General features: G+C 74.9%; 17 protein-coding genes and 1 pseudogene. 8 read left to right on the top strand and 10 right to left on the bottom strand.

Annotated elements, in window-relative coordinates:
• Positions 1-4 precede the first annotated feature (4 nt).
• From FB457_RS20365 to FB457_RS20375, 3 genes are all read right to left on the bottom strand, one after another.
• The gene (locus FB457_RS20365) at positions 5-847 is read right to left on the bottom strand and encodes an ABC transporter permease subunit (RefSeq protein ID WP_047016734.1); all 843 of its coding nucleotides are present in this window, start codon (positions 845-847) and stop codon (positions 5-7) included.
• On the bottom strand, positions 840-2,372 hold the full coding sequence (locus FB457_RS20370; RefSeq protein ID WP_145782733.1) for a DUF1349 domain-containing protein: 1,533 nt from the start codon (positions 2,370-2,372) through the stop codon (positions 840-842). Before FB457_RS20370 ends, FB457_RS20365 begins: the two co-directional genes overlap by 8 nt.
• A 107-nt stretch (positions 2,373-2,479) precedes the next feature.
• Positions 2,480-3,421 (bottom strand): ABC transporter ATP-binding protein, encoded by a 942-nt coding sequence (locus FB457_RS20375; RefSeq protein WP_047016736.1) that lies wholly within the window; start codon positions 3,419-3,421, stop codon positions 2,480-2,482.
• Between the two features lie 143 nt (positions 3,422-3,564).
• Here FB457_RS20375 and FB457_RS20380 point away from each other — a divergent pair, with 143 nt between their 5' ends.
• The 3 genes from FB457_RS20380 (at position 3,565) to FB457_RS20390 (ending at position 6,243) form a co-directional block, all read left to right on the top strand.
• Positions 3,565-4,809, top strand: a complete 1,245-nt coding sequence (locus FB457_RS20380) for a histidine kinase (protein ID WP_145782735.1) — start codon at positions 3,565-3,567, stop codon at positions 4,807-4,809.
• Positions 4,806-5,498, top strand: a complete 693-nt coding sequence (locus FB457_RS20385) for a response regulator transcription factor (protein ID WP_047016738.1) — start codon at positions 4,806-4,808, stop codon at positions 5,496-5,498. The genes FB457_RS20380 and FB457_RS20385 overlap by 4 nt, the downstream gene beginning before the upstream one ends.
• Positions 5,499-5,571: 73 nt before the next feature.
• Complete coding sequence (locus FB457_RS20390; RefSeq protein WP_047020107.1) at positions 5,572-6,243, top strand: HAD family hydrolase; 672 nt, start codon at positions 5,572-5,574, stop codon at positions 6,241-6,243.
• 120 nt (positions 6,244-6,363) lie between these two features.
• Here the strand turns inward: FB457_RS20390 and FB457_RS20395 are convergent, their stop codons facing one another.
• Both FB457_RS20395 and FB457_RS20400 read right to left on the bottom strand, forming a co-directional pair.
• Positions 6,364-6,921, bottom strand: coding sequence for a GNAT family N-acetyltransferase (locus tag FB457_RS20395; protein ID WP_047016739.1), 558 nt, complete (start codon positions 6,919-6,921; stop codon positions 6,364-6,366).
• Between the two features lie 64 nt (positions 6,922-6,985).
• Positions 6,986-7,933, bottom strand: coding sequence for a LysR family transcriptional regulator (locus FB457_RS20400; RefSeq protein WP_047016740.1), 948 nt, complete (start codon positions 7,931-7,933; stop codon positions 6,986-6,988).
• 271 nt (positions 7,934-8,204) lie between these two features.
• On the opposite strand from FB457_RS20400, the pseudogene FB457_RS20405 reads away from it, so the two are divergent.
• Both FB457_RS20405 and FB457_RS20410 read left to right on the top strand, forming a co-directional pair.
• Positions 8,205-9,002, top strand: a pseudogene (locus FB457_RS20405) (EamA family transporter); the annotation flags it as partial.
• A 137-nt stretch (positions 9,003-9,139) separates the two neighbouring features.
• Positions 9,140-10,510 carry a serine hydrolase domain-containing protein gene (locus FB457_RS20410; RefSeq protein WP_047016741.1) on the top strand — a complete coding sequence of 457 codons (1,371 nt, stop codon included), beginning with the start codon at positions 9,140-9,142 and terminating at the stop codon, positions 10,508-10,510.
• A 116-nt stretch (positions 10,511-10,626) separates the two neighbouring features.
• On the opposite strand, the gene FB457_RS20415 is transcribed toward FB457_RS20410, so the two are convergent.
• From FB457_RS20415 to FB457_RS20425, 3 genes are all read right to left on the bottom strand, one after another.
• Positions 10,627-11,781 (bottom strand): winged helix DNA-binding domain-containing protein, encoded by a 1,155-nt coding sequence (locus tag FB457_RS20415; protein WP_186462020.1) that lies wholly within the window; start codon positions 11,779-11,781, stop codon positions 10,627-10,629.
• Between the two features lie 186 nt (positions 11,782-11,967).
• On the bottom strand, positions 11,968-12,420 hold the full coding sequence (locus tag FB457_RS20420; RefSeq protein ID WP_047016743.1) for a GNAT family N-acetyltransferase: 453 nt from the start codon (positions 12,418-12,420) through the stop codon (positions 11,968-11,970).
• A 90-nt stretch (positions 12,421-12,510) separates the two neighbouring features.
• Positions 12,511-12,978 (bottom strand): MarR family winged helix-turn-helix transcriptional regulator, encoded by a 468-nt coding sequence (locus FB457_RS20425; RefSeq protein WP_047016744.1) that lies wholly within the window; start codon positions 12,976-12,978, stop codon positions 12,511-12,513.
• 158 nt (positions 12,979-13,136) lie between these two features.
• On the opposite strand from FB457_RS20425, the gene FB457_RS20430 reads away from it, so the two are divergent.
• Positions 13,137-14,480, top strand: a complete 1,344-nt coding sequence (locus FB457_RS20430) for an MFS transporter (RefSeq protein WP_145782737.1) — start codon at positions 13,137-13,139, stop codon at positions 14,478-14,480.
• On the opposite strand, the gene FB457_RS20435 is transcribed toward FB457_RS20430, so the two are convergent.
• Positions 14,437-14,814, bottom strand: a complete 378-nt coding sequence (locus FB457_RS20435) for a cupin domain-containing protein (RefSeq protein ID WP_145782739.1) — start codon at positions 14,812-14,814, stop codon at positions 14,437-14,439. The genes FB457_RS20430 and FB457_RS20435 overlap by 44 nt on opposite strands.
• Before the next feature lie 69 nt (positions 14,815-14,883).
• On the opposite strand from FB457_RS20435, the gene FB457_RS20440 reads away from it, so the two are divergent.
• The gene (locus FB457_RS20440) at positions 14,884-15,357 is read left to right on the top strand and encodes a MarR family winged helix-turn-helix transcriptional regulator (protein ID WP_078898322.1); all 474 of its coding nucleotides are present in this window, start codon (positions 14,884-14,886) and stop codon (positions 15,355-15,357) included.
• Between the two features lie 85 nt (positions 15,358-15,442).
• On the opposite strand, the gene FB457_RS20445 is transcribed toward FB457_RS20440, so the two are convergent.
• Positions 15,443-16,111, bottom strand: coding sequence for a winged helix-turn-helix transcriptional regulator (locus FB457_RS20445; protein WP_047016747.1), 669 nt, complete (start codon positions 16,109-16,111; stop codon positions 15,443-15,445).
• Between the two features lie 99 nt (positions 16,112-16,210).
• Here FB457_RS20445 and FB457_RS20450 point away from each other — a divergent pair, with 99 nt between their 5' ends.
• Positions 16,211-17,107: an alpha/beta fold hydrolase gene (locus FB457_RS20450; protein ID WP_047016748.1), complete on the top strand. Its 897-nt coding sequence runs from the start codon at positions 16,211-16,213 to the stop codon at positions 17,105-17,107.
• The last annotated feature ends 53 nt before the right edge of the window (positions 17,108-17,160 follow it).

The following is a 17,160-nucleotide window of genomic DNA, read 5'->3' on the forward strand; positions in this document are numbered from 1 at the left end:
CGTCTCACGCGTCCCTGCGGTGCAGCACCGCCGCGCCCAGTGCCAGCGCCGCCGCCGACCACGCCGCCAGTACCCCCAGGCCCGCCCACGGTCCGATCGGCAACTCCGCCGTGTCCACCGTCGACTGCACCGCGAGACCCGCCGACGCCGGCCCGTACCGCTGGAACCGCTCGACCCACTCCGGATCCGACAGCATCCCCGCGACCAGCGGCGACGCGTACAGCACCCCCAGGCACGCCGCGACCGCACCCGCCGTGTCGCGCAGCGCCGCGCCCAGGCCCAGCGCCAGCAGCGCGACCAGCACCAGGTACAGCGCCGTCCCGAAGCCGGCCCGCAGCACCGGCCCCGCCCCCGGGTCGTACGCGGTGAAGCCGGCCGGCACCAGCGCCCGCCCCGCGAGCAGCGCGCCCAGCACCCCCGCGCCGCCCGCGACCAGCACCGCGGCGCCGACCACCGCGGACTTCGCGGCGAGTACCCGCAGCCGGCCGGGTACGGCGGTGAACGTCGTGCGGATCGTACCCGCGCCGTACTCCGCCGTGAACGCCAGCGACGCGAGCACCGCCACCGCCGCCTGCCCGGCCCAGACGCCCACCAGGCTGGTCCTCACGACGTCCTCGCGGCAGCCGGCAGGCGGGCAGTGCGCCGTGGACAGCCCGCTGACCGCACCCGCGCCGACCGCCACGGTGACGGCGGCGACGGCGAGGAGGAGCCACCAGGTGCTGGGGACCGTACGCAGCTTGGTCCATTCCGCGCGCGCCGCGTACCCCGTGTCCCGTACGCCCCCGCACACCGCCCGCGCACCGGGCCCATGCCGCCGCCCCCGCCGCCCGAGCCCTCCCTCACGCATCGCGCCGCCGCAGCCGCCACGCCGCCAGCGCCAGGGCCACCGCCGCCCACGCGGCGAGCACCCCGAGCCCCGCCCACGGCCCCTGCGGCATGCACCCGTCCTCCGGCAGGCACACCGTCCCCACCTGCTCGTACCGCGGCGTCGTGCTCTGCACCCCGAATCCCGCCACCGGCGTCACCCGGAACAGCCACTCCACCGCCCCCAGCGGCAGTCCACCGCCCAGCACCAGCGGCAGCACGAACAGCACCACCACGATCGTCACCGCCGCCGCCGTGTGCCGCAGCAGCGCCCCGAGACCCAGGGCGAAGAGCGCCACCAGCGCCAGCAGCAGCCCCGTGCCCACCACCGCCCGCAGCGCGGGACCGTCCGCCAGCGACACCTCCGGGAACTGCGGCGGCCGGTGCCCGCCCGCCCGCAACGCCCGCTGCCCCACCAGGAACGACGCCACCGCGGCCACCAGCCCCGCCGCGAACGCGACCGCCGCGAGCACCGCGCCCTTCGCCGCCAGCACCCGCCCGCGGCGCGGCCCGGCGGTGAACGTCGTACGGATCATGCCGCGCTTGTACTCGGCGGTGATGAAGAGCACGCCCAGCGCCGCGAACGCGATCAGCCCCACCTGCGCCCCCGCCAGGCTCATCCACGTCAGGTCCCCGGCCGGCGGGAGCGGGCCGATGTCGCCGGAGCCGGTGACGGTGAACGTGCCGCCGGCGCGCTCGGTGCCGCCTGCCGGTCCGTTTCCCGCCGCCGGTCCGGACGCCGGCCCCACGGCCTCGTCCCGCCAGTCCGTACGCCCCTCAATGCTCCCCGCGCCGCCGGAACCGCCCCCTTCGAGGCGTACGTTGTCGAAAACCCCCGTCGCCGCACTCGGCCCCGCTCCGATGCTCAGCGACCCGAACGACCGCTCCACCCGCACCGTCTCCGGCGCCGCCACGAACAGCCCCGCCCGCGCCGTGTCCGGCAGCCCGGCCGCGGGCACGCTGCCGACCTCGCGCCAGCGTTCACCGTCGGCGGACTCGTAGCCGGTCAGCCGGTCGCCCTCGCGCACCAGCCGCAGCCACACCGGAGCGTCCCCGGCCACGGCGCCGCCGGCGACGTCGTGCTCGAACCCGTACTGCAGCCGCACCCCGTGCCCGGCCGTGCGCATCAGCGCCACGTACGGACTCCCCGGCTCCGTACCCGCCTTCACGATCACACCGGCCTTCGCCCAGGGCGCGTCCGTGCCCTCGCCCAGCGTCAGGTCCGTCACCCGAGCCGTCACGCTGCCGTCGCCGGCCAGCGGCCGGTGCACGAAGCGGAACGAATCCGCGACCCGTGCCGCCGCTTCCGTACCGGAGCCGCCGCCGTCGTCGGACGTGGCCGTCCCGCTGCCGCCCGCCGACACCAGCGACACCAGTACCGTCACGACCACGCCCGCGAGCAGCGTGAGCAGCCACCGGTCGACACTGCGCAGTTTTGTGAACTCGGCGCGCAGCAACTGCCAGAAGCCGGCACGCGCGGGCGGCAGCTTCGAGCGGTACGGAGCCACACCCCCGGCACCCGCCCGCGCCCCCGAACCGCCGCCTACGCCCGAACCCGCGCCCGCGCCCGTCCCCGAACCCGCGCCCGTCTCCGTACCGGAACCGATACCCGTACTCACAGCGGACCCTCCCCCTCCGGGCCGGCGGCGAACTCCGCCTCACCGCGCGTCAGCTCCATGTACGCCTCCTCCAGCGACGCCCGGTGCGCCGCCAGTTCCGAGAACGGCACCGCCCCCGCGCCCAGCAGCTCCGCCACCCGCTCCGCCGGCAGCCCCGACACCGTCAGCGACTCACGGCCCGTCGCCGCCACCGTCGCCCCAGCCGCCGCCAGCACGGTCATCGCCCGCTCCCGCGCCCCCGTACGCAGCGCGACCCTGCTGTCGGACGCCGCCGCCAGCACCTCGGCCACCGGCATGTCCGCAACGAGCCGGCCGCGTCCGATGACCACGAGGTGGTCCGCGGTGTCCTCCAGTTCGCTCATCAGATGACTGGAGACGAGCACCGCCCGGCCCTCCGCCGCCAGCCGGCGCAGAAAGCCGCGTATCCAGCGGATACCCTCCGGATCCAGGCCGTTGACCGGCTCGTCGAAGAGCAGCACCGGCGGGTCGCCGAGGAGCGCGGCGGCGATGCCGAGGCGCTGGCGCATCCCCAGCGAGTAGCCGCCGGCCCTCCGCCGCGCCGCCGATGCCAGACCCACCTGCTCCAGCAACTCGTCGACGCGGCGCGGCGGCAGCCCGTGCGAGTGCGCCAGCCACAGCAGGTGGTCGCGCCCGCGCCGGCTGGGGTGCACGGCCGCCGCGTCGAGCGCGGCGCCGACGTGCTGCAGCGGGCGGCGCAGCGCCGCGTACGGGCGGCCCCCGACGAGCGCGCTGCCCGCGTCCGGGGCGTCGAGGCCCAGGACGACGCGCATGGTGGTGGACTTCCCGGCCCCGTTGGGGCCGACGAACCCGGTGACCTGACCGGGCACGACCGTGAACGACAGGCCGTCCACGGCGGCGACGGGACCGAAGCGCTTGCGCAGCTCCCGGACCTCGATGGTTGCTTCTGACGCTGCCATGGTGAGGAGGCTACGAACCGGGCGGCGGGCCGGTCGTCACGCGGGGGAGGAGTCTTGCGGGCGGCGGGGTAGCTCGTGTGGGGGACACGATCGTCCAGGGCGGGAGGGACGCCGGAAGGGGCGTACGCAGGGACAATGACGGGGTGACGGGAGCACGGGGGGAGTGGGCGGGGGGCAGGGGTGTGCGCCGCCTCGCCTCCTCCCCCGACGGGCCCGTCGCCGCCGCCGCGCTCCTCACCCTCCTCGCCGCCGTCGACACCGTCCTGCGCACAGGCGCAGGCGACCGTCTCACCGCCGCCCTGCTCCTCGCCTTCGGCGCCGCCGCCCCCGTCGCGCTGCTACGCACCCACCCCGCCCCCGCCGCCGTCCTCACGACCGCCGCGAATGCCCCGCTCGCCGCCCTCCTCGGCGCCCCCGTCGCCGCCGGCGTCGCCGCCCAGGCGCTCCTCCTGCACCGCCTCGCCCGCCACGGCACCCGCCGCGCCCGCACCCTCGCCGTCCTCCTCGTGCTGCCGCTCGCCGGCTACGCGGTCGGCGACCCCGGTACCGCGGCAGGCGGCCGGCTCGACGCCGCCGGCCGGCTGCTCGCCGTAGCCGCGGCCGTCCTCCTCGCCGCCGCCACCGCCACCGGCCTCGCCCACCGCACCCGCAGCACCGCCGCCGCGCACAGCGCCACCGAACGCGCCATCGCGCACGCCCTCTACGAGCACGCCGCCCGCGGCGAACGCGCCCGCATCGCACGCGAACTCCACGACGTCGTCGCCCACCACATCTCGATGATCTCCGTGCAGGCGGAAACCGCCCGCCTCACCACCCCCGGCCTCCCCGACGAAGGCGCCCGCCGGCTCCGCGACATCGGCGACACCGCCCGCACCGCCCTCACCGAGATGCGCCGCCTCCTCGGCGTCCTGCGCGAAGACGCCGGCGCCGCCCCCGCGGAACGCCGCCCCCCGCCCGGCCTCGCCCAGCTCAACGAACTCCTCGACGGCGCCCGCGACGCCGCAGGGGCCGCCGTCCGGCTCATCGTCAGCGGCGCCGTGCGCCCCCTCGGCACGGGCATCGAGCTCACCGCGTACCGCATCGTGCAGGAAGCGCTCACCAACGCCCGCCGGCACGCCCCCGGCGCCGCCGTCGACGTCGAACTCCACTACACCGGCACCGCCCTGCGCCTGCGCATCCGCGACAACGGCCCGGGTCCGGGTCCGGATCCCGGCCACGGCCCTGATCCGGGCTTCGCGGGCGGCGGGCACGGGCTGCCCGGCATGCGCGAACGCGCCGCCGCCGTCGGCGGCCGGCTCCGCAGCGGCCCCGCCGCGGGCGGCGGCTTCCTCCTCGAAGCGACGCTCCCCGCACGGACCCGTACGAGCAGGGAGGAGACCGCCGCATGACCGGCACCGCGGACACGGACACCGTGCGCGTCGTCGTCGCCGACGATCACGAGGTCGTACGCGCCGGCTTCGCCGGACTCCTCGCCACCCAGCCCGACTTCGACGTCGTCGGCACCGCGCACGACGGCGCCGACGCGGTCCGCGTCTGCCGCGCCCGGCGGCCCGACGTCGTGCTCATGGACGTCCGTATGCCCGGCGTCGACGGCATCGAGGCCACCGCCCGCCTCACCGCGGAGCCGCCACACCCGAAGGTGCTGATCCTCACCACCTTCGACCTCGACGAGTACGTCTATGACGCCCTCGCCGCCGGCGCCAGCGGCTTCCTCCTCAAGGACGTCACGGCGGAGCGGCTCTTCGACGCGGTGCGCGTGGTCGCGGCCGGCGAGGCGCTGCTCGCGCCGGGGGTCACGCGGCGGCTGATCGCCGAGTTCGCGCGGCTGCGCGCCGCGCGGCCGGAACGCGACGGGGCGGCGGCGCCGCTGGCCGCGCTGACGCCGCGCGAGACGGAGGTGCTGCGGCTCCTCGCCGAGGGCCTGTCCAACCCCGAACTCGCCGCCCGCCTGCACGTCGGCGAGGAGACGGTGAAGACGCACGTCAGCCGGCTGCTGGCGAAGCTCGGGCTGCGGGACCGCACGCAGGCGGTGGTCATGGCGTACGAAACGGGCCTCGTCGTCCCCGGCGCCCGCTGACGCCCCCGGGCCACTGCCCCGGGGGCTCCGGCCGCCCGGCCCGTACGGGCACGGCTCGGCTAGCCTCGTGACCATGCCCGGAGCCATCGAACTCGTGATATTCGACTGCGACGGAGTCCTCGTCGACTCCGAGCGCATCGCCGCCGCCGCCCAGGTCACCGTGGGGGCGGAACTCGGCTGGCCGCTCACCGAAGCCGACGCCGTCGAACTCTTCATGGGCAAGTCCCAGGAATCCGTCGGCGCCATGGTCGTCGAACGCCTCGGCCCGGGCACCGACGAGACCTGGCGCACCCGCTACTACGAGGAGTTCTTCGCCGGCCTCGACCGCCTCGAAGCCGTACCGGGCGTCGTCGACGCGCTCGACGCGCTCGCCGCCGCCGGCCTGCCCACCTGCGTCGCGTCCAGCGGCGGGCACGAGCGGATGCGCCGCACCCTCGGCAGGACCGGGCTGTACGACCGCTTCGCCGGACGCATCTACTCCGCCACCGACGTCGGCGGCCGCGGCAAACCCGCGCCCGACCTCTTCCTGCACGCGGCCCGGGAGATGGGCTACGCGCCGCGGGCGTGCGCGGTGGTGGAGGACAGCCGCTACGGCGTCCAGGCGGCGCGCGCCGCGGGCATGCGCGCGTACGGCTTCACCGGCGGGCTGTCCCCGGCCGACTGGCTGGCGGGGCCGGACACCGTGCTCTTCGACGACATGCGCAAGCTGCCGGTCCTGCTGGAGGCGGTGGGCACGGCGGACTGACGGCGCGAGGGCGGAGGCCGACGGCGCGGACGGCGCGGACGGCGCGGACGGCGCGGACGGCGCGGACGGCGCGGACGGCGCGGACGGCGCGGACGGCAGAACGTACGAGCAGGAAGCCCTCTACGCCTCCCGCCCCTTGCCCCACTCGGACGCCAGCACCGACCACACCTCCGTGTCCTGCCGCACCCCCCGGTAGGGGTGCTTCGCGCGCAGCACCGCCTCGCGGCTCATGCCGAGGCGCTGGGCGACCTTGATGCTCGGGGTGTTCTCCGCGGAGACGAGCCACTCCACCCGCTCCACGCCGCGCTCGTGCACCGCCCAGTCGATGATCACGCGTGCGGCGCGCGTGACCAGCCCGCGGCCGGCCGCCGCGGGTTCCAGCCAGCAACCCGCCTCGCAGGTGCGCTGCCGCGCGTCGAAGACGCGGAAGAGGACGCCGCCGACGAGGAGGCCGTCGAGCCAGATCCCGTAGAGGCGGCCGGAGTCGGAGGCGGCCTTGTCGGCGTACGACTGGAGCCAGGCGCGGGTGGACTCGAGGTCGGCGGTGGCGTCGGGGAGGCCGACGTGGCGGCCGATGAACTCGCGCCCGCGGTCCATGTGGGCGAGGAACTCCCCGGCCTGCCACGGCTCCAGCGGCCGCAGCTCGGCACCGTCGTCACCCAGGGATATCGCGAACATCTGTCCTCCAGTGGCTGTGCTCCGTACGGTGATCCTCGCACGGGCCACCGACAGGTCCCGCAGGTCATCCGCCCGCCGCGGGCTCCGTCCGTGCCGCCTCCGCCTGCCCCGCCTCGGCGAGGGCGGCGACACACGCCCGTACGGCCGGACTCTCACCCCGGGACCGCCACGCGGCCTGCACCGTACGCCGCACCGCGGGCCGCACCGGCAGGAACCGCACCCCGGGCGGGCACGGCCGCTGCGCCATCTCCGGTACGAGCGACACGCACAGCCCGCCCCGCACGAGGGCGAGAAGCGTGGCGTACTCCGTCACCTGGTACCGCACCTCCGGCTCCAGGCCCACCTCGCGCAGCGCCTGCGTCAGCCCCTCGTACGGCTCGGTGCCGACCGGACAACTCGCCCACACCGCCGCCCCGGTCGGATGGGCGAGACCGCCCAGCTCGGCGAGGCCGACGCGCTCGCGGCCGGCCAGCGGGTGGGCGTCCGGCACCGCCAACTGCACGTCCTCGACCACCAGCGTCCGCACCGCCAGCCCCTGCGGCAACCGGATCGGCCGGCTGCTCCAGCTCTCGATGAGCAGCAGGTCCAGCTCCCCGCCGACCAGCCGGGGCACCAGCTCGACGACCTCGCCGTCGACGACGGTGGGGGTCAGCCGCGGATGGGAGGCGGTGAGGGCGGTGAGCACCTCGGGCAGCAGCGCACGCAGCGAACTGCCGACGCCGCCGAGGCGCAGCGGGCCGAGGATCTCGTCCTGCAGATCGGCGAGATCCGCCTCGGCCTCGGCGACCTGCGCACACACCCGGGCGGCATGCGCGGCGAGCACCTGTCCCGCGTGGGTGAGGCGGACGCTGCGCCCGTACGGCTCCAGCAGCCGCTGCCCGGACTCGCGCTCCAGCTTGGCGAGCTGCTGCGAGACACCGGAGGCGGTGACGTGCAGCGATTCGGCGGCACGCGCGATGGTGCCGTGGACGGCGACGGCGTCGAGGGCACGGAGGCGCTCCAAGCTGAACACAAAGTGATGCTAATGCTTGAGGGCAATGAATCATCGCTTTTTCTTGTGGGAGCGGGGAGGCAGAGTGAGGAGCATGCGAGTCGGCGGGGAGAGCCAGGACAGCCAGGGGGACATACCGTCCGAAAGCCGGCCGGCCGGCAACTCCGCCGCCCGGGACCACGAGGGGAGCGGCGACGGGGGCGCCGCCCGGAGCCTCGCCCAGGACCATGCCCCACACGTCGACCGGGGACTCGCCTCGGGCCTCTTCACCCGGCTGGCCACCCCGGCGACGATGGTCGTCGGCGGCTCGGCGTGCATCTCGCTGTCGGCGATCTTCGTGAAGCTCTCCGACGTGAACGCCGGCACCGCCGCCTTCCTGCGCTGCCTGCTGGCACTGCTGCTGCTCGCCCCGCTGGCGGCCGTCGAACTCCGCCGCCTCGGCCCCCGGGCCAGGCGCCCGGTGCTCACGGACCTGGCGGCGGGGCTGCTGCTCGGCGTCGACTTCGTGTTCTGGGCGGCGAGCATCAGGGACGTCGGCGCGTCCATCGCGACCGTGCTGCTCAACATCCAGGTGATCGTCTTCCCGCTGCTGGCCCGCCTCCTGACCCGTACGCCGCTGCCGCGCGGCTTCTGGCTCACGGCGCCGGTGCTGCTCGCCGGGGTGGCGCTCGCGGGCGGCGCGATCGGCGACCCGGAACCGGGCAGCAACCCCGTCACCGGCATCCTCTACGGCACCGCCGCGGGCGTCGCCTTCGCCGCCTACCTCTTCCTCACCCGCCTGGCCGGCACCCGCCCCCGCACGAACCCTTCCGCTCCCTCCCCTCCCCGCCCGCACATCGCCGTGCCTGTGTGCGCCGCGACGTTCTCCGCCGCCATCGCCTCCGGCGTCCTCGGCGCGCTGTGGACCGGTATCGATCCGACGCCCGAGCCCGCCGCCCTCGGCTGGCTGGCCGCGCTGGCCGCGCTCGGCCAGGTTCTCGCCCTGCTCCTCATCACCCCCGCTCTGCCCCGGCTCGCCCCGGCCACCGGGGCGGCACTGCTCCTGCTCCAGCCGGTGCTCGCCGTCGCCACCGCCGTCGCGTTCCTCGGCGAGCGGCCCACGGCGACGCAGTACGCCGGCTGCGTGCTGGTGATCGCCACCGTCTGGTACGCCACCCGCGGCGCCGCCGGCCGCGGCGCCGAAACTCCCGCGCTCCGCACCAACGGGCCGCGGCTAGGCTGCGCCCCATGCCGCCGTATGACGACGCCCTGCTTCCCGCCACCGCCCGCGCCCTGCGCCACCGGCTCGCGGTCGCGCAGCGCGAGGGACGTACGCCTTCGCTCGTCGCGGCCGTCGTACGCGACGGGGAGACCGTCTGGTCCGGCGCCCGCTCGATGGTCGACGGGCACGAGCCGACCACCGACACCCAGTACCGCGTCGGCTCGCTCACCAAGACGTTCGTCGCCGTGCTGGTGCTCCGGCTGCGCGACGAGGGCCTTCTCGACCTCGCCGATCCGCTGGGCAAGCACGTCCCGGGCACTCAGGCCCCCGCGGTGACCATCGCTCAACTCCTCTCTCACAGCTCCGGTATCGGCGCCGAGCCCCGCGGTCCCTGGTGGGAGCGGACCCCGGGCACGCTCCGCCCCGAGCTCGGTGCACTCTTCGACGGCGACCCCACCCGCCACCCGGCGGGCCGCCGGTACCACTACTCCAACCCCGGCTTCGCGTACCTCGGCGCGGTCGTCGAGGCACTGCGCGGCGCACCGTGGGACGACGTGCTGCGACGCGAGCTGCTGGAGCCGCTGGACCTGCGGCGTACGACACCGCTGCCCGAGGCCCCCCACGCCGGCGGGTTCGCCGTCCATCCGTGGGCCGACGTCATGCAGCCCGAGCCGTTGCACGACACCGGCCGGATGGCCCCCGCGGGCCAGTTGTGGTCCACGGCCGGCGACCTGGCCCGGTTCGCGGCCTTCCTCGTACGCGGCGACGACCGGGTGCTCTGCGCCGGCACGCTGGCGGAGATGCGCACCCCCGCCGTTGCCCCCGAGGCCGCGTCGTGGGACAGCGGGTACGGGCTGGGCATGCAGCTCATCCGTCGCGACGGCACGGTGCTCGCCGGCCACACCGGCTCCATGCCCGGGTTCCTCGCCTGCCTCCTTTCCGATGTCGACGAGGACGTGAGCGCGGTCGTCCTCACGAACGTCACTTCCGGCGTGTCCGTCTCCGGCCTGGCCGCCGATCTGATCGGCACCGTGCTGCGGCACGAGCCGCGCATCCCCGAGCCGTGGCGTCCGCTGGCCGCGGATGCGGTGGATCCGGAGCTGCTCGCCCTCACGGGCCCGTGGTACTGGGGCGCGAACCCGCACGTGCTGCGGCTGAAGGAGGACCGGTGGCTGGACCTGGGGCCGCTCACCGGCAACGGCTACGCCTCCCGGCTCCGCCCGGAGGCGGACGGCACGTGGACGGCGGTCGACGGCTACTGCGCCGGTGAGACGCTGCGGGTGGAGCGTGCGGCGGACGGTGAGGTGTCGCACCTCGACCTGGGCACCTTCGTCTTCACCCGCGAACCGTACGACCCGGACGCCCCCGTCCCCGGCGGCACCCGCGGCTGGACGTAACCCCGCTCCCGCCCCACGGGACACGGGACACGGGACACGGGACACGGGACGCAGGAAGCAGGTCGCCCCCGAAGCCCCGGCAGCAGACGTGGGAGGCTCCGCCCGGATGGACGGCCCTATGCGGCCAGCTCCTTCTCCAGCGGCGTGCGGAACCTCGGCGTTATCCGGGCGTCGCCCACCCATGCCGCCAGCCGCTCGGCCTCCGCGGCCACTGCGCGCTCCGCCTCGCCGCCCACGTCCCTGAGCATCCGCCACACCACCTCTCCGTCCTGTCGTTGCGCCCAGCCGCCGACGACTTCGCCGTTCCACCACACCGTCGGCCCCACGTTGCCGCTGCCGTCGAAAAGCGCCTTGCGGTAGCCGGGGTCAAGGTGCCAGTCGCGTTCCTTCCAGCCCATCGGTGTCGGGTCGAGCCCGGGGAGCAGCGCCGCCCACGGCTCCGGCTGCGCGACCGGCTCGGTGTCGTCCGGCAGCACCAACCCCGTGCCCTCGTCCAGCTCCACCGCCACGGCGCCGGTCGCGGCCAGCGCCTTGCGCGCGGCGGTCTTCGTCCAGCCGGTCCACCACACGAGGTCCGCTTCGGTGGCCGGCCCGTACGCGTACAGCCAGCGTCTGGTCAGCTCCGTCTGCGCCTCGGCGACGTCCATGCCGCCGAAGTCCTCGCCGGGCGCCCATCGGAACTGGCTCGACGTCCATGACCCGCGCGGGTGCCCGCGGCGTATGTGCCCGTCGCAGGCGAGCATCCGCAGCACGCGCGTCGTCACGCCCTGCTGCGTCTCCTGGCGGCTGCCCGGGAAGACCGTGATCTTCGTGCGCAGCAGCGGCTCGGCGGCGGATATCTCGCTGCCGGTCGCCTCGCCCCTGTCTTTGAGCACGGCCAGCGCGGCGGCCTCGGCGCGCTGTAGCCACGCCTCGTCCAGGCCGTTCCAGTCCTTGAGGTGCTTGAGGAAGGTGGCGCGCTCGCGGGCCGCTATGGCGCGGGCCGCCGCCGCGTCCACGACGGGCGCCAGCTCACGGCTGACCGCGAAGAGCGTGCGCCGCATGGACAGCAGCTTCACCAGCGCCACCTCCTCGTAGAGCGCGCGCTCGACGGGCGTGACTCCGGGCTCCCTCATCCGCGCGCAGGCGGAGAGGAAGACGGTCGCCGCGTCCGTCGCATGCAGCGCCACGACCGCGTTAGCGGCGGCGACGGGCGAGGCCGCGCGGGCGGCCGGCGCCAGCGCATGCCGCACGCCGATACGGGCTCGTCGCTGCTCTGTCGTGATCTGCATAGTGGCAGTATGCCGAAGCTCACCCCGGCCCGCTCAGGTCTGTGGATAACTTCGGATCCTCCCCGCCGATAGCCTTCTGACAAGGGACGATTCGATGCAACGGGCTCGTCCCTCCGGGCCTGTCCGGAGCCCGGGGCGGCCAGTTGCGAGCCCGTACGCCCCCCGGCTCCTGCCCCACCACGCCCCCTACAGCATCCGCTTGAACCCCACGTGCGACGCCGCGAACCCCAGCCGCTCGTAGAAGCGGTGCGCGTCCGTGCGCGTAGCGTCGGACGTGAGTTGCACGACCGCGCACCCGCGTCGTCGCGCCTCCTCGACGGCCCACTCGATGAGCTGCGTCCCCAGGCCGCCCCCGCGCTCCTCGCGGTGCACGCGCACCGCTTCGATGAGCGCCCGCGTCGCGCCCCGCCGCGACAGCCCGGGGATGACGGTGAGTTGGACCGTACCGACGACGCGGCCGTCGCGTTCGGCGACGACGAGGTGCTGGCCGGGGTCGGCGTCGATGCGCACGAACGCATCCTCGTACGGGGCGGGGTCGCCGGGGCTCTCGCGGGTGGCGCCCAGGGGGTCGTCGGCAAGCATCGCCACGATGGCGGGGACGTCGGCGGCCGTGGCGCGCCGGATTGCCAGGTCGGTCATGGTGCCGACCCTACGCGTGCCGCCGGGGCGCGCCCCATGCCGTATGCGCCCGCCGGCGCCCTGCGCGCCGCCCCGCCGCCGTACGCGCTCCTATGTCGCGTACGCCGCAGGGGCGGGGGCCTCCAGTGCCTCCACCGCCGCCACCAGCGGCGCCAACTCCGGCCGCTTCGCGGCCTCGTCGAGCGCGGCGCGCAGGGATGCCTCGTATCCGGGCCTGGCTTCGGCGAGGAGGCGGCGGCCGGCGGGGGTGACCTCGGTGTAGATGCCGCGGCGGTCGTCCGGGCAGAGGTGGCGGCTGAGCAGGCCGCGGTCCTCGAGGCGGGTGACGAGGCGGGTGGTGGCGCTCTGGCTGAGGACGACGGTGTCGGCGAGCTGGTTCATGCGCAGGTGGAAGTCGTCCTGGCGGCTGAGAGCGTCCAGTACGGAGTACTCGCGGGCGCTCAGCCGGTGCGTGCGCTGGAGCGTGCGCTCCACGTGGGTCTCGATGCGGGCGTGCAGGGATGCCAGGGCCACCCAGCCCCGGGCCAGTTCGTCGAGCTGCTCGGCTGTGGCCGCCATGAGCGCCTCCGCGTCCCGTGAGTGCAGTGCGTGCGTACGCCGTCCTGACTCCCAGGTTACTCCACCCCGCAATAGCCCGCGTTTGCAAGAATCAGCGTGCACAATTATTGTGGACGCTTGGTAAATGGCAGCCCCCGCACCCACCGCAGGAGTCCCGCATGCCTCTCGCGCTGCTCGCGCTCGCCATCGGCGCCTTCGGGATCGGCACCACGGAGTTCGTCGTCATGGGCCTGCTGCCCGAGGTGGCCGACGAGTTCTCCGTCTCCGTCCCCACCGCCGGCTGGCTCACCACCGGCTACGCCCTCGGCGTCTTCGGCGGCGCCCCGCTGCTCACCGCGCTCGGCACCCGCGTCTCGCGCAAGCGGATGCTGATGAGCCTCATGGGCCTGTTCATCGCCGGCAACGTCATCTCCGCGCTCGCGCCCGCCTTCGGCATCCTGCTCGCAGGACGCGTCGTCGCCTCGCTCGCGCACGGCGCGTTCTTCGGCATCGGCGCGGTCGTCGCCGCCGGGCTCGTCGCCCGGGACAAGCGGGCCGGGGCCATCGCGATGATGTTCACGGGGCTGACCGTGGCCAACGTCGTCGGCGTCCCCGGCGGCACGCTCCTCGGGCAGACCGTCGGCTGGCGGGCCACGTTCCTCGCGGTCGCGGCGATCGGGGTCGTCGGGCTCGCGGGTGTGGCCAGGCTCGTACCTGACCTGCCGCAGACGCCCGGGGAACCCTCCTCCCCCGGCGCCACCGGCCTCCGGCGTGAACTGGCCGCGTTCCTCAACGTCCAGGTGCTGCTGGCCATGGGCATGACCGTCATCGGCTTCGGCGGGGTCTTCGCCGCGATCACCTACATCGCGCCTATGATGACCGAGGTCACCGGCTACGCCGACAGCTCCGTCACCTGGCTCCTCGCCCTCTTCGGCCTCGGCATGGTCGGCGGCAACCTGATCGGCGGGCGCTTCGCGGACCGCGCCCTGATGCCGATGCTGTACGTCGCACTCAGCGCCCTGACCGCGACGCTGGCGCTGTTCACGCTCACCGCACACAGCAAGCCCGCGGCGGCCGTGAGCATCTTCCTCGTCGGGTTCTTCGGCTTCGCGACCGTGCCGCCGCTGCAGAAGCGGGTGCTGGACCAGGCCGCCGCCGCGCCCACCCTCGCCTCCGCCGTCAACGTCGGCGCGTTCAACCTCGGCAACGCCCTCGCCGCATGGCTCGGCGGCCTCGTCATCTCCGCCGGTCTCGGCTACACCGCCCCCAACTGGGTCGGCGCCGCCCTCGCCGCCTCCGGCCTGGCCCTCGCGTTCCTCTCCGCAAGGCTGGAGCGCCGCGCGGCAGGCACCGCGGGTACGGCGGCCGCCTCACGGACGGTACGGGTGGCGGGCGGTTCCGTACGCCACGAAGGGAGCGACCCGCGGCAGGACCTGCCGGCGATACGGGCCGAAGACAGCGCCGCCGTAGCGGCGCGCCCTACTCCGCCCAGGGCAGGGCGTGCCGCGCGCCGTCCTCGGTGACGGCGCTGCCGCCGGCCTCCATCGCCACCAGCTCCTCGACGGCGCCGGTCCCCTCGGCCGCGCCGAGCCGCCGCGGTACGCCGGACGGGAGCAGGACCGCCTGCCCGGCGGCGGCGGTCTCGGTACGGCCGTCGCAGGTCACGGTGAGCGAGCCGGATATGACCATCCAGACCTGCTCGCGGTCGATGGCGTGCACCGGCCCGGACCGGCCCGCGTCCATGCGCACCCGCCAGGTGCTGAGCGCGGTGCTGCCCCGGGAGGGGGTGGCAAGGGACTCCATGGAGGCGTTCGGGGTGGTGACGGTCCGGTCGGGGGCGGGAGTGATGACCTTCATACGTGTAAAGCTCCTTTACTCGGATGCCTTGAGTAAAGGAGGTTTACTCAACCGTGTCAAGATGTCCCCGTGACCCGCGACCACGACAGCCCGCCGACGCCCGAGCTGCTGTTCCTGCTCGGCATGGCCTTCCAGCTCGTGCTCACCGAGTTCAACGAGAGGGTGGCCGCCGCCGGTTACCCCGACCTGCGGCCGGTGCACGGCATGATCTTCCAGATCCTCGGCACCGAAGGCGCCACCAGCAGCGAACTCGCCGCCAGGCTCGGCGTCACCAAACAGGCCGCCGGCCAACTCGTCGACGACCTGGAGCGCCGCGGCTACGTACTCCGCAAAGCCCACCCCGCCGGCGGCCGGCGCAAGCTCGTCGTCCTCACCGACGCCGCCCGCCGGCACCTCCACATCGCCGGGGACGTCCTGCACGACCTCGAAGCCGAACTCGCCCGCCGCACGGGCACCGACACCCCCCTCCTCCGCACCGAACTCCTCCGCCTCGTCCACGGCCTGGCCGGCGACGACCTCCCCCCGCTGCGCCCCGTGTGGTGATCCGGCGCCCGGCGCCCCGGCGTCAGGCCGAGGACCGGGGCGGCGGTCGAGGCGCCTGTCCGACGTGGAGCGGCAGGCCGGGGCCTCAGCTCCGCTGGACCGCCTCGACCAGGCGCTCCATCACGTCCCCGTCGCCCTCGACCGTCAGCTCTCCCGCCTCGACCGCCTCGGACAGCGGGCGCTCGTGGGACAGCACCGACTGCAGCGTGTCGTGGTCCGTGGTCACCGCGACGTCCGGGGACGGCGGCTCCTCGCCGCGCCGCACCGCGGTCAACTCGCCGTCGGCGACCTCCACCCGGTACACCTCGCGCTCCAGCTCTATGCGGTAGCTCGCCGACCACGCCGCGTGCGGCTGCGGCTGGAAGAAGGCGCGCAACCCGAGCAGCACGGTGTCGGAGGTCAGCACCCCCTCCAGCGGTATCACCGGGGAGCGCAGCCCCCACGTGCGCAGGGCGGCGAAGACCGGCTCCAGCTCGCTGCCCCACTCCGTCAGCTCGTACACCTTCGCCGAGGCGGGCGGCGGCAGCGCACGCCGGGCGAGCACGCCGAACCGCTCCAGATCGCGCAGGCGCTGGGACAGCACGCTGGGCCCGATGCCGGGGAGCGCGGCCTGGAGGTCCGCGTAGCGGCGGGGGCCCAGACGCAGCTCGCGCACGACCAGCAGCGCCCAGCGCTCGCCGATCATGTCGAGCGCGTGCGCGATCGGGCACGCCTGCCCGTACGTCCGCCTCTCGTCGCCGCCGTCCCTCGCCATCTCCGCACTCCTCCCCCTGCCAAATTCGCTACGAAAAATGTAGCACACACTTCGAGAAGTGTAGTAGCCTTCGAAAAAGCCAGGTGAGGGAGGCGAGTCATGAACGGCACGGCGGAAGTCCGGCCCGAGGCGGAGCGGTTGGTGCGGGTCGGGGAGGTCGACATCTGTACGCAGGCGTTCGGCGCTGCCGCGGATCCGCCGATCCTCCTGATCGGGGGCGCGGAGGCGTCGATGGACTGGTGGGAGGACGGCTTCTGCTCACGCCTGGCCGCGGCCGGGCGGTATGTCGTCCGCTTCGATACGCGCGACACGGGCCGGTCCACGACGTTCCCGGTCGGTGCGCCGACGTACGGCGGCGAGGATCTGATCGCCGACGTGATCGGGCTGCTCGACGCGCTCGGCCTCCGCTCCGCGCACCTCGTGGGCGTCTCGATGGGCGGCGGCATGGCGCAGGTCATCGCGGCGCGATATCCCGGCCGGGTCGACTCGTTGACGCTGATCGCCACGAGCCCGGCGGCGCCGGGTGGGCCCGACCGGCCCGAGCTGCCGCCGATGAGCGACGAACTGGCCCGGAAGTTCGCGGAGCCGCAGCCGGGGCCGGACTGGTCGGACCGCGAGTCGGTCCTCGCCTACTTCCTCGCCGGTGAACACACCTTCGCCGGCGCCATCCCGGTCGACGAGGAGCGTGTGCGCCGCGTCGCCGGGCGGGCCTTCGACCGCAGTCCCGCCCCCGCCGCGGCCGCCAACCACTGGCTTCTCGACGACGGAAAAGAGCAGGACGCGCTCTCCCTTGGCGACATCACCGCGCCGACCCTCGTGCTCCACGGCACGGACGACCCCCTTTTCCCCTACGCCCACGGCGAGGCGCTGGCCCGCGAGATCCCGGGGGCCAGGCTCGTACCGCTGCGGGGGATGGGCCACCAGATGCCGCCCCCGGAGCTGTGGGACGCGGTCATAGCCGAGCTCGTCCCCCACACGGCCGCGGCCGCCCGCTGACGGTCCGGCGGGCCGGACGGGCGGGGCGGCTCGGCGGTGCTGTCACTTGGTGG

The sequence above is a fragment of the Streptomyces sp. CNZ287 genome (genome assembly GCF_007827615.1).

Excerpts from the sequence above, each read along its gene's own strand:
- FB457_RS20365 (WP_047016734.1), bottom strand. The coding sequence starts at position 847 with ATGCGTGAGGGAGGGCTCGGGCGGCGGGGGCGGCGGCATGGGCCCGGT.
- FB457_RS20375 (WP_047016736.1), bottom strand. The coding sequence starts at position 3,421 with ATGGCAGCGTCAGAAGCAACCATCGAGGTCCGGGAGCTGCGCAAGCGC.
- FB457_RS20385 (WP_047016738.1), top strand. The coding sequence starts at position 4,806 with ATGACCGGCACCGCGGACACGGACACCGTGCGCGTCGTCGTCGCCGAC.
- FB457_RS20390 (WP_047020107.1), top strand. The coding sequence starts at position 5,572 with ATGCCCGGAGCCATCGAACTCGTGATATTCGACTGCGACGGAGTCCTC.
- FB457_RS20395 (WP_047016739.1), bottom strand. The coding sequence starts at position 6,921 with ATGTTCGCGATATCCCTGGGTGACGACGGTGCCGAGCTGCGGCCGCTG.
- FB457_RS20410 (WP_047016741.1), top strand. The coding sequence starts at position 9,140 with ATGCCGCCGTATGACGACGCCCTGCTTCCCGCCACCGCCCGCGCCCTG.
- FB457_RS20415 (WP_186462020.1), bottom strand. The coding sequence starts at position 11,781 with ATGCAGATCACGACAGAGCAGCGACGAGCCCGTATCGGCGTGCGGCAT.
- FB457_RS20420 (WP_047016743.1), bottom strand. The coding sequence starts at position 12,420 with ATGACCGACCTGGCAATCCGGCGCGCCACGGCCGCCGACGTCCCCGCC.
- FB457_RS20425 (WP_047016744.1), bottom strand. The coding sequence starts at position 12,978 with ATGGCGGCCACAGCCGAGCAGCTCGACGAACTGGCCCGGGGCTGGGTG.
- FB457_RS20430 (WP_145782737.1), top strand. The coding sequence starts at position 13,137 with ATGCCTCTCGCGCTGCTCGCGCTCGCCATCGGCGCCTTCGGGATCGGC.
- FB457_RS20435 (WP_145782739.1), bottom strand. The coding sequence starts at position 14,814 with ATGAAGGTCATCACTCCCGCCCCCGACCGGACCGTCACCACCCCGAAC.
- FB457_RS20445 (WP_047016747.1), bottom strand. The coding sequence starts at position 16,111 with ATGGCGAGGGACGGCGGCGACGAGAGGCGGACGTACGGGCAGGCGTGC.
- FB457_RS20450 (WP_047016748.1), top strand. The coding sequence starts at position 16,211 with ATGAACGGCACGGCGGAAGTCCGGCCCGAGGCGGAGCGGTTGGTGCGG.